Source organism: Pseudomonas sp. UM16 (assembly GCF_050312595.1).
In the GTDB taxonomy this organism is placed as follows: Bacteria; Pseudomonadota; Gammaproteobacteria; order Pseudomonadales; family Pseudomonadaceae; genus Aquipseudomonas.
In genome coordinates this window covers 1-14,266 of the sequence record NZ_JBNPJT010000023.1, presented here as the reverse complement: position 1 = coordinate 14,266, position 14,266 = coordinate 1, and the positions used below count along the sequence as shown (strand labels likewise).

The window sequence follows — 14,266 nt, the reverse complement described above, 5'->3', positions numbered from 1 at the left end:
GGCTTACATGCAAGACGACGATTTTTCCCTGTTCAAAAGCGAGATGCGCGGCGTCAAGCCGATCACGCATGATCGCGCCGAAGTTGGCAAACCCAAGGCCGACCGCAAACAATTGGCCGGCCTGCGTCAAGCCGCTACCGTGCGTAGCGACCAGAGCGTGGTTGATGGCTTGTCGGACCAGTTTGTGATCGATGTCGGCCCCGAAGACGACCTGCACTGGAGCCGTGACGGCGTCCAGGAAAGCCAGATGCGCAAGCTCAAGCTGGGCCAGATCGGTTTTGAAGGCAGCCTCGACCTGCACGGCATGAACGTGGAAAAAGCCCGAGAAACCCTGTGGGCGTTTCTCGCCGAAGCTACCCGTTTCGAAGTCCGCTGCGTGCGCGTCACCCATGGCAAGGCCGTTCGCCTGGATGGCAAGAAGCCGATGATCAAGAGTCACGTCAACACCTGGCTGCGCCAACACCCCCAGGTGCTGGGGTTTACCTCGTGCCAGGCGCGTCATGGCGGGACCGGAGCGGTGTATGTAATGCTCAAACGAACCATGCTCGAAGGCCGTGACGAGTAACGCCGTACTTGCAGCGCCGCCGCCGCCGCCGTACCCTTCGCGTTTGCGATAATTCCCCACAGGTAGATCCATGTCCCTGGAACAGAACTACACCGCTATCCTCGGCCAACTCGGCGAGGACGTCTCCCGCGAGGGCCTGCTCGACACGCCCAAGCGGGCTGCGAAGGCCATGCAGTACCTTTGCCGCGGTTATGAACAAACCCTGGAAGAAGTGACCAACGGCGCCCTGTTCAGCTCCGACAACAGTGAAATGGTCCTGGTCAAGGACATCGAGCTGTACTCGCTGTGCGAACACCATATGCTGCCATTCATCGGCAAGGCCCATGTCGCCTACATTCCCGATGGCAAGGTCTTGGGCTTGTCCAAGGTTGCACGGATCGTCGACATGTACGCACGTCGCCTGCAGATCCAGGAAAACCTCAGCCGCCAGGTGGCCGAGGCAATCCAAAAGGTCACCGGCGCCCTGGGCGTGGCGGTGGTCATCGAAGCCAAGCACATGTGCATGATGATGCGCGGTGTGGAAAAACAGAACTCGACCATGATCACTTCGGTGATGCTCGGCGAGTTCCGCGAAAATGCCGCGACCCGCAGCGAGTTTCTCAGCCTGATCAAGTAATCGGGTGCGTCTGCAAGCCGATCCTCAGGGGTCGGCTTTTTTCATTCTGAGGAGTTGTCATGATTGTCAAAGCACTGCGTGTCGGCCTCGGCCAAGTGATCGTATTCGGCGACTGGATCAGCCGCCCGGCCAAGCTCAAGCGCGACGCAGCAGCTCAAGCCCTGGTCGAACAACAGGCCAAGGGCCTACGCCTGTATCAATTTCATGCCTGCCCGTTCTGCGTGAAAACCCGCCGTACCCTGCACCGCCTGAACGTCCCGGTGGCGTTGCACGATGCGAAAAACAACGAACAGGATCGGCAGACCCTGCTCAATGAAGGTGGCAAGATCAAAGTGCCGTGCCTGCGTATTGAAGAAGACGGCCAGACCACCTGGATGTATGACTCCAAGGTGATCATCGAGTATCTCAACAAGCGCTTTGCCGCCTGATCGCCTAACCGAGCATGGTCACATGACGGGGATGGCTGGCCACCCGCTCCAGCCAGACCTGGATGCCCGGATAGGCGTCAAGATCAAACCCACCCTGGTGGGCGACATGGGTATAGGCGTACAGCGCAACATCGGCAATCGAATAACTGTCACCAACCAAGTACGGCGTTAGCTGTAGCTGCTTTTCCATCACCCGCAGGGCTTTGTAACCGCCTTTGTGCAGGGTTTTGTATTCCTCCAGGCGCTCTTGCGGCAGCCCGAGGTAAAACTGGATGAAGCGTGCCACGGCGATATACGGCTCATGGCTGTACTGCTCGAAGAACTGCCATTGCAGCACCTGGGTACGCAAGCGCGGCTCGGTGGGCAGGTACTCGGTGCCATCGGCAAGAAAGTTGAGGATCGCGTTGGATTCCCACAGGTAGGTGCCATCTTCCAGCACCAACACCGGCACTTTGCCGTTGGGGTTCATTTCCAGAAACGCCGGGGTTTCTGTTTCGCCCTTGAGGATATCCACCGAGTGCCACTCATACGGCAGATCAAGCAGGTGCAACATCAGCTTGATCTTGTAGCAGTTGCCAGATTGGTAATCACCGTAAACCTTGTACATCACTCCCCCCGTTCGATAGCTCATCCTGCTCGCCGCCCATAGTTGGCGACTGTACGGCTAAATGCAATGCCTGCTGTATGACAAGCATCAGCTGCTTGCGCGTTAGCCTGCAAAATCTGCTTACACCTAGCCCAAGGATTGCCCCATGCCCGATACCACGTCTGCGCAATTGCGCCCGTTGGCTGACTCCTCCCCCTCGGCCGTGGTCGCCGGTTTTATCGCCATGCTGACCGGCTACACCAGCTCGCTGGTGCTGATGTTCCAGGCAGGCCAGGCTGCCGGCCTGACCAGCGCGCAGATTTCATCGTGGATCTGGGCTCTGTCAATCGGCATGGCGGTGTGCAGCATCGGCCTCTCGCTGCGCTATCGCACACCGGTGACCATCGCCTGGTCGACCCCGGGTGCCGCACTGTTGATCACCAGCCTTGGTGGCGTCAGCTACGGCGAGGCGATTGGCGCCTACATCACCTGTGCCGTACTGGTGCTGATTTGCGGCTTGACCGGCAGCTTCGAACGCCTGGTCAAGCGCATCCCTGCGTCACTGGCGGCGGCGTTGCTGGCCGGTATCTTGTTCAAGATCGGCAGCGAAATCTTCATCGCCGCCCAACACCGCACAACGCTGGTGTTGGGGATGTTCTTCAGCTATCTGATCATCAAGCGCTTGTCGCCGCGTTATGCAGTGCTTGCCGCCTTGCTAGTGGGCACCGCCTTGTCTGGCGCCATGGGCCTGCTGGATTTCAGCGGCTTCAGCCTGGAAGTGGCAACGCCGGTATGGACAACGCCGAGCTTTTCCCTGGCAGCAACCATCAGCATCGGCATTCCATTGTTCGTGGTGGCGATGACTTCGCAGAACATGCCTGGCGTTGCCGTATTGCGCGCCGACGGTTACCAGGTCCCCGCTTCGCCGCTGATCTCGGTGACGGGCCTGGCCTCGCTGGTACTGGCGCCGTTCGGTTCGCACGGCATCAACCTGGCGGCCATCAGCGCGGCCATCTGCACCGGGCCGCATGCCCATGAAGACCCGAACAAACGCTACACTGCTGCCGTCTGGTGTGGGGTGTTCTACGGTATTGCCGGGATATTCGGCGCTACCTTGGCGGCGTTGTTCGCCGCCCTGCCTAAAGAGCTGGTGCTGTCGATTGCGGCGCTGGCGCTGTTCGGCTCGATCATGAACGGCCTGACGGTGGCCATGAACGAAGCCAAGGAGCGCGAAGCGGCGTTGATCACATTTATGGTGACCGCTTCGGGCTTCACTTTGTACTCGATTGGCTCGGCATTCTGGGGGATTGTCGCTGGGGTGTTGACGCTGATGATCCTCAATTGGCGCAAGGCGGTATAAATCCAGCGGTTACAGCTTGAGTGGCCAGCGCCGATTGATCAGCGCTGCTGCGGATCCGGGTAACGCTGCGGTTGATTTCCTCGGCCACCGAGCTCTGCTCTTCGGCCGCAGCGGCAATCTGTTGGTTCGTGATCTCAGCGCTGAGGTCGCCTGCGGCAATCTGCTCGGCACGCGCGATCACTCGGCGCAATGGCCTGGCCCCAGCTTGCGCGCCATATTCAGGTTGTCGAATACACCACGCTTGAGCGAACTCATCACACCTCCCCCACTGCCCCGGCAAAGACTCAAGGGTGCAGAGTGGCAATGGCGCTGGTGGTGGCACAAGATGCAGGCATCGCATTAATGGCAAATGGCTACCGAGACGTCGCTTTCAGGACGACGGAGGTCGCCTGGTGCCCTGCAAAAACGCCTGTGCGCGCTGGTCCTGGAGGTAGGCAACATTAATGCGCAACCAATCGCTGGCAGCACCGTGCGGATCAAAAGCACTGCCCGGTGCCAACAACACCGAACAGGCCAGCGCTTGACGGTTGAGCGCGGCGAAATCCCAACCTGGGCAACGCGCCCAGACAAACATCCCGCCGTAAGGCTCGGTGAACACTTGCCAGCCACAGGCCTCCAACTGCCCCAGCGCCTTGGCCATATGCTGCGCCAGGCGCGGACGCAGACGTGCGACGCTTTTGCGGTAGCTGCCACTGGCGAGCATCTGTGCCACCACCTGCTCGGTGAAGCGCGAAGTGCCCAGCCCCGAGACCATCTTCAGCTCAGCCAGGCTAGCGATCAGCGCCGGTGCTGCCACCAGGTAGCCACAGCGCAACGAACTGCTCAGGGTCTTGGAAAAACTGGCGAGGTAAATCACCCGCTGCTCGGCGTCGAGGGTGGCCAGGCGGGTCACCGCACCGTCCTGGAAGTCGGCGTAGATATCGTCTTCGATGATCTGCACGTCATGCTCACGGGCAAGTTCCAACAAGCGATACGCCACTTTCGGTGTCAGGCTGCTGCCGGTGGGGTTGTGATACAGGCTGTTGATGTACAGACAGCGCGGACGATGGCGCTTGAGCAGTGTTTCCATCACCTGCAGGTCCGGCCCATTAGCGGTGCGCGGCATCAGCAGCATCTCGACCTGATGCTCGTGCAGCAGGTTGTACAGGTTGTAGTACCCAGGGCTTTCCACCAGCACCTTGTCGCCCGGCTGGAGCAAGGTGCGCACCAGCAGGTCGAGGCCATGACTGGCCCCTTGGGTGGTCAGAATCTGCTGCGGGCTGACCTGAATACCAATCTGCCCCAGGCCTTTGTGCAACTGACTACGCAAACTGGCCAAGCCCATGGGCGGACAATAATCGAGTAAATCTACTAGCGGCCCACGACTGACCTGACGCACCGCCTGGGCAATCGCCTCGCTGGCGCGCCAACTGCAAGGCAGCCAGCCGCAACACAGATTGAGTAGCTCGGCTCGGTCGTCGCTGAACTGTTGCCAGCGGTTGCTGAGCGTTTCATCAGGCACTGGCAGGTCGCGCAGCGGTTCGCTGAGCCGCTGCTCGGCGACAAAAAAACCGGCGCCATGGCGCGCTTCCAACACCCCTTTAGCCACCAGCCGGTCATAGGCCTCGATGACACAGGATTGGCTGACACCCTGCTCGCGCGCCAGTTGCCGAATTGACGGCAAGCGGCTGCCAGGGCGCAGGCGCTGCTGCTCAATCCAGGCCTGCAACTGATCGGCGAGCTGCTGTACCAACGGTGTGGTGGATTGGCGGTCGAGTGTCAGGTTCATGGGCTAAGTGTTCGTAGATTTTGTCCAAACAGTTAATCACAAATCCCCACCGAGTGTGCCTTGTGAGCCTTGGGTGATCGCCGGATAGTCGCGGCATCGACAAGGAGCTGTGCCATGCCCAACCCGCGTTCCCCTGCCCTGCTGGCCTTTGCGCTGTGCCTGATCACGTTCGCGGTCAACCTGCAGGCGCCGCTGTATGGCGCCTATGCCGAGCTTTCTGGACGAGGCGCGGCGGCCACGGCGGTGGCTTTTTCGGCTTATGTTGTCGGGGTGATCCCCGTGCTGTTGCTACTCGGCGGCCTGGCGGACCGGGTCGGGCGGCGGCCGCTGATTATGCTTGCCCTGGGCTTGTCGATGCTCGCCACTGTGTTAATGCTGCTGGCACCAGCCCTGGAGACACTGGGGCTTGCCCGCTTGCTGCTCGGACTTGGTACCGCCCTCGCTTCGGCGACAGGTACCGCTTACATGAGCGAGCTGATGCCCGGCGATGACAGCCAGCGCGCCGCGACATGGGTTACCGCCAGCACATCGCTGGGTTTTGGCCTCGGCGCCGCCCTGACCAGCCTGTTTCTGTTACGCGGGCCAACGTTGGCACCGGACAGTTTCTACCTGCACCTGCTGCTCGCCTGCCTGGCCTTGTTGGCGGTCTGGCGCCTGCCAGATCAACGCGGCGACAGGCAAGGTGCGTGGCTGCGCCTGCCCTTTTACCCCGCTGGCAGCCTGGTCTATGGTTTGGCAATACTGCTGGCCTGGGCCTGCGTCGGCCTGGTGATCGCCTTGCTACCGTCGATCCTCAAACAGCATGGCTTGGCCAGTTGGTCGGGGTTCTCAACCTTCTGTGTTATCAGCTGTGGCTTGTTATTCCAACCGTTGGCCCAACGCCTGGCGCCAGCCAAAGCGACCCTGCTCGGCTTGCTGATCCTGCCTTGCAGCTATGCCCTGCTGGCCTGGGGCGCTGACAGCGGCCAGCTTGTAGCGGTGCTGCTCGGCGCCGTGGCAGCGAGCAGCGCCTGCTATGGCTTTGTTTATCTGGGAGGCTTGTCGGCCGTGAACATACTGGCGCGCGCAGAAAAAGCCCGCGCGAGCGCAGGCTTCTTTCTCCTCGCGTATCTGGGCTTCAGCCTGCCAGTGATTTTCACTGGGCTGCTCGTCGACCACCTGGGCTCCAGGGCTGCCTTGCTGGTATTTGGCGCCAGTGTGCTGATCGGCAGCCTCAGTGTTGGCGCACGCCTGCTTCAGATTGCCGTTGCGCCACCGTCCACCGCCAAGGCTTGACCGGTGGTGAACGCGGCGCCATCACTACACAGGTAGAGTACGGCGCTGGCGATTTCCTCGACTTTGCCGATACGTCCAACCGGATGCATCGCTGCGGCAAACTCGGCTTTACGCGGATCGGCCTCATAAGCGCGGCGGAACATGTCGGTGTCGATTACCGCCGGGCACACGGCATTGACACGGATTTTCTTTTTGGCGTACTCAATCGCCGCTGACTTGGTCAGGCCAATCACCGCATGCTTGGAGGCGCTGTAGATACTCATCTTCGGTGCCGCGCCCAGCCCGGCCACCGATGCGGTGTTGACGATCGCGCCGCCGCCCTGGGCCAGCAGCAACGGCAATTGGTGTTTCATGCACAGCCACACACCCTTGACGTTGACACCGATGATCGCATCGAACTCGGCTTCGCTGCCCTCGGCCAGACGGCCCTGCTCGATTTCGATGCCGGCATTATTGAAGGCATAGTCCAGACGCCCATAGGCCTCGACGGTGCGAGCCAGCATCTGCTGCACATCAGCTTCACGGGTTACGTTACAGGCGACAAACAGTGCCTCACCGCCTGCCGCGCGGATCAGCTCGACCGTGGTTTCACCGCCTGCTGCGTCAAGATCAGCCACCACCACCTTTAAACCTTCAGCAGCAAAGGCCAGTGCGGTCGCCCGGCCAATACCCGCGGCGCCGCCAGTGACCAGGGCAACCTGGCCAGAAAAACTCATGCTCATCGCTAGCTCCTGCAACAAAGTGAGGTCAGTGGCCTGGAGTCTAGGCAGGCAATCACCGCGATGGGCAGCATCATCAGGGGGCCGGTTGAAGGGTTATCGCTGCAGGTGATTATGCAAGCTGCGCTGAATCACCCTTGTGGATCTCATTGCATTCGCCAATCCGGTAAACCTTGCCGGAATGCCTGGGAGGGTCTATCAACACTCTTTGCCCTACACACGAGAGCCCCTGTCATGACTGTTCAGACCAACCGCCGCTTCCTGCTCAGCAAACGCCCGATCGGGGCAGTCAGCCGTGACGACTTCACCTTCGAACAAGTGCCGGTGAGCGAGCCCGGCGACGGCCAGGTTCTGGTAAAAAACCTGTATCTGTCGCTGGACCCAGCCATGCGCGGCTGGATGAACGAAGGCAAGTCCTATATCCCGCCAGTGGGGCTTGGCCAAGTGATGCGCGCGTTGGGCGTGGGCGAAGTGATCGCCTCGAAACACCCCGGCTTTGCCGTCGGCGACCACATTAATGGCGCCCTCGGCGTGCAGGACTACTTTGTTGGTGAGCCGCAGGGCTTCTACAAGATCGATCCGAAACTGGCACCGCTGCCACGCTACCTGTCGGCTCTGGGCATGACCGGCATGACCGCCTACTTCGCCCTGCTCGACGTCGGTGCGCCGAAAGCAGGGGAAACCGTGGTGATCTCCGGTGCCGCCGGGGCGGTGGGCAGCATTGCCGGGCAGATTGCCAAGCTCAAAGGCTGCCGGGTCGTCGGTATTGCCGGCGGTGCCGAGAAATGCCAGTACCTGAAGGAAGAACTGGGCTTTGACGGCGTCATCGACTACAAGGCTGAAGAGGTACTGGAAGGTCTTAAGCGCGAATGCCCAAAAGGCGTCGACGTGTACTTCGACAACGTCGGTGGCGACATCCTTGATGCCGTACTCAGCCGCTTGAACTTCAAAGCGCGCGTCGTGATCTGCGGCGCCATCAGCCAGTACAACAACAAACAGGCGGTCAAAGGCCCAGCCAACTACCTGTCATTGCTGGTCAACCGTGCGCGGATGGAAGGTTTTGTGGTCATGGACCATGCCGCCAATTACGGCAAAGCAGCACAAGAGATTGCCGGCTGGTTGGCAAGCGGCAACGTGAAAAGCAAGGAAGATGTAGTCGAAGGCCTGGAAACTTTCCCCGAGACGCTATTGAAGCTGTTCAGCGGGGAAAATTTCGGCAAGCTGGTGTTGAAGGTCTAACGCCTTCAGGCGCGGATTTCTGCGACCACCGCCGCCAAGGCCTGCGCCGGATCGGCGGCTTGGCTGATCGGGCGACCGATCACCAGGTAATCGGAACCGGCGTCCAGGGCCTGGCGCGGGGTCAGGATACGACGCTGGTCGTCCTGCGCACTGCCTGCCGGGCGAATGCCTGGTGTCACCAATTGCAGTGACGGATGCGCCGCCTTCAGTGCCGGCGCTTCCAGCGCCGAACACACCAGACCGTCCATCCCGGCCTTCTCGGCCAGTGCCGCCAGACGCAGCACCTGCTCTTGCGGCTCGATATCCAGACCGATACCGGCCAGGTCCTCACGCTCCATGCTGGTCAGCACCGTTACACCGATCAACAACGGCTGCGGGCCACTGCGCTTGGCCAGCACCTCACGGCAAGCCGACATCATCCGCAGACCGCCGGAGCAATGCACGTTGACCATCCACACACCCATTTCTGCAGCGGCTTTAACCGCCATGGCCGTAGTGTTGGGAATATCGTGGAATTTCAGATCGAGGAACACCTCGAAGCCCTTCTCAACCAGGGTTTCGACAATCCCCGATGCGCTGCTGGTGAACAGCTCCTTGCCGACTTTGACCCGGCACAGGGACGGATCGAGCTGATCCGCCAGCTTCAGGGCGGCGTCACGGGTAGGGAAATCCAGGGCGACGATGATGGGCGTCTGGCAGGCGGACATGAGTCGGGTCTCTTGGCAAGTCTTGAACGGCGCGCATTGTAAACGATGTAACGGATTGTTGGGGGCCAATGATCGCCAATTGGCCCGCCGCTGGTGGCGCCCCTATAATTGAACCAATGAATGATGGAACGGTTCCAATTTACAGGAGCGACATTATTCGTCGCTCATAGGAGAACTACATGCCTTGGTATGCCTGGTTGATACTGGTGCTCGCAATAGGCTCCATCGTTGGTGGCCTGATGCTGCTGCGTGATACCGCGAAAAAGCTGCCCCTGACCGAGGAACAGCTCAAGCGCGTGCATGAACGCAATGCGGAGATGGATGCCAAGGATGCGCAAGACCGCTGAGCCCGCGCGTGCCTCGCTCCATCTGAAGCATCACTTGTAGCGTGCTGCAGCTGAGCTGCGCGACAAATTCGGCCCCAGTGCATCGCGCGCTTTAATCAACGCCTGCCAATCTGCAGCATCGGGTAACGAAGGAATAGTCACCAACTCCTGGCTGTCCAAGCCACTGAGCGCCGCATCGACCATCTCCCCTACTTCCATGACCATCTGTGGGTCGATATGCGCGACATCCAGCCCTGAGCGTTCCCAGATTTCGGTGCGGGTTACGCCAGGCAGCACCGCTTGCACTTGTACGCCTTTGTCCCTCAGCTCGCCGTGCAGTGTTTGGGTGAGACTCAACACGTATGCTTTGCTGGCACTGTAAACAGCATTGAACATCTCCGGTGCCAAGGCCACCACCGACGCCAGGTTGATAATGGTGCCGCGCCCTGCTTTGCCGAACTGGGCGGCCGCAGCTGAAGCCAGGCGTGTAACGGCGACAATATTGAGCGCCACCAAGGCATCGATTTGCGTTGGTACCGCCTCGGCCAATGTGCCGTGCATGGCGACGCCGGCATTATTGACCAACACACCGATACTCTGATCAGTGCGTAAACGCTGCTCGATGCGAGCGAGGTCTGTCGACTGCGAGAGATCCGCCGCCAATACCTCGACATTGACCCCATGGCGGGCTTGCAGATCCGCCGCCAGCACTTCGAGCCGCTGCCGGTCACGCGCGACCAGCAACACATCGTGGCCACGAGCTGCCAGCCGCTCGGCATAGACCGCACCGATGCCGGAAGAAGCGCCGGTGACGAGCGCGGTGGGGGTTTCCGAGAATGTTGTCATAGCGGTGCTCTCCGGGGGCTGCCTGAGGAAGAATGAGCCGGTTCAACAGAAAATATTACCAATATAATATTTATACAAATCCGAGCGACCAAAGGCATTCCCAAAACAAGAAGGCCGGTCAGTGACCGGCCGTTATGAAAGCGCTAGTTAATGGTGAGCTTGTCGCGGTTACGGTCGAGTAGCGCCTTGCCGATGCCCTTGATTTCCAGCAGTTCATCTACCGTGGCGAACGCGCCGTGCTCCTCGCGGTAAGCGACGATGGCTTCAGCCTTGGTTTTACCGATGCCGGTCAGGGTGGATTGCAAGGTTGGGGCGTCGGCGGTGTTGAGGTCAAGGCGGGCGACGGGGTGTTGCGCCGCGACGACTGGGACCGGGGCTGCAACAGGGTCAGCGGCGGGGGCTGCACTTAATGAGAAGGAGGCGCTGGCGAACAGGGGGAGGAGCAGGTAGGACAGGACGGTGTTGCGCATGGGTTGAGACTCCTAGGTGGTTGCGAAGGCAGCTTTTCCTTGGCTGCCTTTGAAACGTAGACCGTCTCTTGCTAGAGTCAAACACGCAATAAAGGGGGAATTTTTACTAAATCAAACACTAACTCCGCGTACCTCCTTACACGTCCCTTACGCTAGCGCGACTAACAATCTTGAATAAAATTGTTAGCCCGTATTAACGCAAAATGAATTCTACTCTTCATTCGACAACGTTGGTCCATTTCCGAATCAAGAAACCAGAGTTCGTATGTAGGAAAAATCAATACTCTGTGTTTGATTTTAGTCTGAAGAGCAGGCCGTCAAACCGGGTTTCTTAGTACGCGGAGGTAAAGCAAGCAGTACCGCTACCGGCAACCAGAATACCGTCCAGTAGTCACCCGGCCGAGTGAAAATACGCTCTACGTCGGTCAGCATTGCAACCAACGCGAAAATCAATGAAGGAAAGGCTAGGCGTACCCATGGCTCGTTACGAAGAATCCATACTTTGTAGAGCAGCCCCAACAATCCTGTTGTGAGTAATGACAAAGAGATCAAACCACTGTCATAGATTTGCTGAAGGTAAAGGCTATGCGCATGGGGAGAAACAGCTTTGACATTGGGCCAGACGTAATGAAATGGTGTTCCCAAGCCATGTCCGAACCACCAGTTACCCGGCATGGTCGAAAAAAAGTAGTCCCATATCGGACCACGCCCAGAGAGCTGACGGTGGGTTGCTTCGAACACCAATTTATCCCACCACAGGAACACTGCAAGTAACAGCGCCAGTAATCCGGAAGCCATCAAGAGCCAACCTCGACGGTTGTTATGCATAATCACCGCAACCGCGCAGCTAGTCATTAGCGCAATCCAGGCGCCGCGGGTATAGGTCAATAGTACATACAAACTCAACACCGCAAAACACAAAAGCCAGAAAACCGCCAGACGATGGCCTATGCGCTTATCCAGAGCAATCCCCAGCACCCAAGTCGCCACGGCACCATGAAAGATTCCAGCAGCGACAGGCCAACCATAATTGGCTATATCGCCAATTCCCGAACGGTCAATACGAAAAGCGCGATAGGCTAACGGCCGCTGCAAAAAACCATATTGGTAAATCAAGCTGGCCAGCGCCCCCACGGTCACTGCCACCAAACCAAGCAATAAGGCTCGCCGAAAAAACACCTCTTGCCGATTAAACAGCAGGTGGATTGCTACCAAATAAAGACCTATAAATAGGCCTCTTTTAGCCAAGGAGGAAGCGTTCGCATCCGAGTCAGTTGCCCACAGCGTGCTCAGTGCAACCCAGCCGAGAAACAAAGCCCATGGCAGATAGTAGAGGTCGGGTTTCGGACCTTTACGTGTAACGACCTTGTAAACCGAGAAAATCAGCGCGGGCAACAATAGCCAAAGGTAAATTTGAGCGTTACGACCACTACCTGATACCAACCAGACCTTGCCGCTTATCTGGACAAAAAAGCCAATGGCCAAGGCCCAAAGCATCACAACAGACCACCAGCCCCCCGGCACAGGGTGGGCGTTTCCTTGAAATTCTCTAGCCTTCATATCTTCCTGCTATGCCTACGCGCGCATCAGTACGCATTTTTATTGATAAAACCCTTGAACACAGTCAAAAAGATAATTTTCAGGTCCAACCAAAGCGACCAGTTGTCGATGTACCAGAGGTCATACTCTACGCGTTTCTGCATTTTCTCCAGCGTGTCTGTCTCGCCACGATAACCACTGACCTGGGCCCATCCAGTGATACCTGGCTTGACCTTGTGGCGCTGCATGTAGGACTCGACCAGATCCTTGTAGTACTCGTTGTGCGATAAGGCATGAGGGCGGGGTCCGACTATGGACATCCGTCCCTGCATGACATTGAAAAACTGCGGTAGCTCATCAAGGCTGGTTCGACGCAAAAAGGCCCCCACTCGGGTAATTCGCACATCGTTGCGAGTAGCCTGAGTCACATCGCCAGTACTTTCGCGATGTACAACCATGGATCGAAACTTGTAAACCTTAAAGCGCTTACCGTTGATGCCGGTTCGATATTGCTTGAACAGGATGGGCCCGTGAGATGTCAAGCGGATAGCCAAAGCAATGACCAGACATACAGGCAGGATCAACAGCGAAATCAAGCCGCCTAGCACCAAATCTTCCAACCGTTTCAATACCCGTGGCGGCCCATCCATCGGGCTGCAGCTCAAGTCTAGCGAGTAGACACCTGCAATATGACTGACCTTGTGGTTGAGCAGGCGAATGTCACCCCACTCTGGAATAAATCGTACCGCTACCGTGTGGTGACGAAGCGCATACATAATCGAGCTGATCACACCGCCCTCGCTCAGCGGCAAGCACAGCCAGACTTCATGAACCCCAAGTTCATTGACCTTTTCCACCAAGCTCTGAGTCCAATCCGGCTGCGCGCTGAAAGCTAGATTATTAACCACCTTGAAGCCATATTCCTCAAGGGTTCGGCCGTTACTCAACTGACTCGCTGAGCTTCCTCCTGAATCCACAAGCAGCACAGTCTTCAAGTTCATACCTGAAGCGCGTAGCCTCCTCAGCATCAGAAATGCCGAAAGACGCAACACCAGGCTCAGACCGCCCCCGGTTACCAGCATGGTGCTGAACCAAATTCGGGAGTAATTTTCTGAGACCTTAAGGAAAAATGTCAGTGAAAGGATTATGCCAGCTGCAGCAAACCAACCGGCTAGCAGTACGGAGAATTGCCGTAGAAACGCATGGCCGCGTTGCGAGCCGTATACCCCCCCCATTCCCAGACACAGCACAACCACTATCGCAGTCAGCATCGTCGCGGTGTTGTAGCGTCCTGTCATCTCAAGGGTGCCGAAGCGGTAGTAATGCGCCAAGAGACCCGCGGATATCACTATCAAGAAATCCAGCAGCGCTACAAAAAAGGGCACTGGGTAGCGCTCGGCAAAGGTTGGCTGATAACGAGGAATAGCTTGCATATCCTTTACAAAAACTCCGACGGGATTCGACCAAAGTCGAGAATATTAAAGCCCTTTCCCATAAATATCCTAGCGAAAGCTCGGAAATCAGGCATGGGCACTGCCACGAGGTCGGTGCACAGTCGGAAATCGACTAGCTCATTCGATTCTTCAGACCGCACCAACTGAAACCTAAACCCTGAGATCAGGGCCTTTCAGCAATGCTTTCACGCGCCAGAATTAAATTCGATGCGCCCCGACAGTCAAGTGGAAAAAGTCTATCTCTACCCCAAGCCTGTGGATTTTCGAAAGTCCATCGATGGCCTGGCTGCGCTGGTCGAGCTGGATATCAAAGTCGCCGTGTTCGACCCTGTCCTTTTCGTCTTCCTAAATAAAGCCCGTAACCGCAT

Annotated in this window: 16 protein-coding genes and 1 pseudogene; 8 read left to right on the top strand and 9 right to left on the bottom strand. The window is 58.1% G+C overall.

What is annotated here, in order from left to right; all coding sequences use genetic code 11:
- Window positions 1-7: 7 nt before the first annotated feature.
- The 3 genes from ACQRAX_RS22515 (at window position 8) to ACQRAX_RS22505 (ending at window position 1,609) form a co-directional block, all read left to right on the top strand.
- Window positions 8-565 carry a Smr/MutS family protein gene (locus ACQRAX_RS22515; protein WP_412040791.1) on the top strand — a complete coding sequence of 186 codons (558 nt, stop codon included), beginning with the start codon at window positions 8-10 and terminating at the stop codon, window positions 563-565.
- Between the two features lie 70 nt (window positions 566-635).
- Entirely contained in the window at window positions 636-1,181 is a 546-nt protein-coding gene (folE, locus tag ACQRAX_RS22510; RefSeq protein ID WP_028943701.1) for a GTP cyclohydrolase I FolE, read from the top strand.
- Window positions 1,182-1,240: 59 nt separating this feature from the next.
- The gene (locus tag ACQRAX_RS22505) at window positions 1,241-1,609 is read left to right on the top strand and encodes a glutathione S-transferase N-terminal domain-containing protein (RefSeq protein WP_412040792.1); all 369 of its coding nucleotides are present in this window, start codon (window positions 1,241-1,243) and stop codon (window positions 1,607-1,609) included.
- A gap of 4 nt (window positions 1,610-1,613) precedes the next feature.
- Here the strand turns inward: ACQRAX_RS22505 and ACQRAX_RS22500 are convergent, their stop codons facing one another.
- On the bottom strand, window positions 1,614-2,216 hold the full coding sequence (locus ACQRAX_RS22500; protein WP_412040806.1) for a glutathione S-transferase family protein: 603 nt from the start codon (window positions 2,214-2,216) through the stop codon (window positions 1,614-1,616).
- Between the two features lie 145 nt (window positions 2,217-2,361).
- Here ACQRAX_RS22500 and ACQRAX_RS22495 point away from each other — a divergent pair, with 145 nt between their 5' ends.
- The gene (locus tag ACQRAX_RS22495; RefSeq protein WP_412040793.1) at window positions 2,362-3,555 is read left to right on the top strand and encodes a benzoate/H(+) symporter BenE family transporter; all 1,194 of its coding nucleotides are present in this window, start codon (window positions 2,362-2,364) and stop codon (window positions 3,553-3,555) included.
- Here the strand turns inward: ACQRAX_RS22495 and ACQRAX_RS22490 are convergent.
- Together ACQRAX_RS22490 and ACQRAX_RS22485 are read right to left on the bottom strand one after the other, a co-directional pair.
- Window positions 3,533-3,712: pseudogene (locus ACQRAX_RS22490) on the bottom strand (methyl-accepting chemotaxis protein); the annotation flags it as partial. The gene ACQRAX_RS22495 and the pseudogene ACQRAX_RS22490 overlap by 23 nt on opposite strands.
- Before the next feature lie 213 nt (window positions 3,713-3,925).
- Window positions 3,926-5,323 carry a PLP-dependent aminotransferase family protein gene (locus tag ACQRAX_RS22485; RefSeq protein WP_412040794.1) on the bottom strand — a complete coding sequence of 466 codons (1,398 nt, stop codon included), beginning with the start codon at window positions 5,321-5,323 and terminating at the stop codon, window positions 3,926-3,928.
- 114 nt (window positions 5,324-5,437) lie between these two features.
- Here ACQRAX_RS22485 and ACQRAX_RS22480 point away from each other — a divergent pair, with 114 nt between their 5' ends.
- Window positions 5,438-6,598 carry an MFS transporter gene (locus ACQRAX_RS22480; RefSeq protein WP_412040795.1) on the top strand — a complete coding sequence of 387 codons (1,161 nt, stop codon included), beginning with the start codon at window positions 5,438-5,440 and terminating at the stop codon, window positions 6,596-6,598.
- On the opposite strand, the gene ACQRAX_RS22475 is transcribed toward ACQRAX_RS22480, so the two are convergent.
- Window positions 6,559-7,320 (bottom strand): SDR family oxidoreductase, encoded by a 762-nt coding sequence (locus ACQRAX_RS22475; protein WP_412040796.1) that lies wholly within the window; start codon window positions 7,318-7,320, stop codon window positions 6,559-6,561. The two genes, ACQRAX_RS22480 and ACQRAX_RS22475, sit on opposite strands and share 40 nt — an antisense overlap.
- A 231-nt stretch (window positions 7,321-7,551) precedes the next feature.
- Here ACQRAX_RS22475 and ACQRAX_RS22470 point away from each other — a divergent pair, with 231 nt between their 5' ends.
- Complete coding sequence (locus ACQRAX_RS22470) at window positions 7,552-8,556, top strand: NADP-dependent oxidoreductase (RefSeq protein ID WP_412040797.1); 1,005 nt, start codon at window positions 7,552-7,554, stop codon at window positions 8,554-8,556.
- A gap of 5 nt (window positions 8,557-8,561) precedes the next feature.
- Here the strand turns inward: ACQRAX_RS22470 and pyrF are convergent, their stop codons facing one another.
- A complete protein-coding gene (pyrF, locus tag ACQRAX_RS22465) occupies window positions 8,562-9,263 on the bottom strand; it encodes an orotidine-5'-phosphate decarboxylase (RefSeq protein WP_038608358.1) in 702 nt (233 codons plus the stop codon).
- Window positions 9,264-9,442: 179 nt separating this feature from the next.
- Between pyrF and ACQRAX_RS22460 the strand changes: the two genes are divergently transcribed.
- Window positions 9,443-9,610: a DUF2897 family protein gene (locus ACQRAX_RS22460; RefSeq protein WP_010224101.1), complete on the top strand. Its 168-nt coding sequence runs from the start codon at window positions 9,443-9,445 to the stop codon at window positions 9,608-9,610.
- Window positions 9,611-9,640: 30 nt separating this feature from the next.
- On the opposite strand, the gene ACQRAX_RS22455 is transcribed toward ACQRAX_RS22460, so the two are convergent.
- From ACQRAX_RS22455 to ACQRAX_RS22440, 4 genes are all read right to left on the bottom strand, one after another.
- Window positions 9,641-10,435, bottom strand: a complete 795-nt coding sequence (locus ACQRAX_RS22455) for an SDR family NAD(P)-dependent oxidoreductase (protein WP_412040798.1) — start codon at window positions 10,433-10,435, stop codon at window positions 9,641-9,643.
- 143 nt (window positions 10,436-10,578) lie between these two features.
- Window positions 10,579-10,905, bottom strand: coding sequence for a ComEA family DNA-binding protein (locus ACQRAX_RS22450; protein ID WP_412040799.1), 327 nt, complete (start codon window positions 10,903-10,905; stop codon window positions 10,579-10,581).
- Window positions 10,906-11,202: 297 nt separating this feature from the next.
- Window positions 11,203-12,465 carry an O-antigen ligase family protein gene (locus ACQRAX_RS22445; protein WP_412040800.1) on the bottom strand — a complete coding sequence of 421 codons (1,263 nt, stop codon included), beginning with the start codon at window positions 12,463-12,465 and terminating at the stop codon, window positions 11,203-11,205.
- A gap of 26 nt (window positions 12,466-12,491) precedes the next feature.
- Complete coding sequence (locus tag ACQRAX_RS22440; RefSeq protein WP_412040801.1) at window positions 12,492-13,877, bottom strand: undecaprenyl-phosphate glucose phosphotransferase; 1,386 nt, start codon at window positions 13,875-13,877, stop codon at window positions 12,492-12,494.
- A gap of 228 nt (window positions 13,878-14,105) precedes the next feature.
- Here ACQRAX_RS22440 and tnpB point away from each other — a divergent pair.
- Window positions 14,106-14,266, top strand: a 161-nt coding sequence (gene tnpB, locus ACQRAX_RS22435) for an IS66 family insertion sequence element accessory protein TnpB (protein ID WP_427867757.1), incomplete at its 3' end; no start/stop codon positions are given.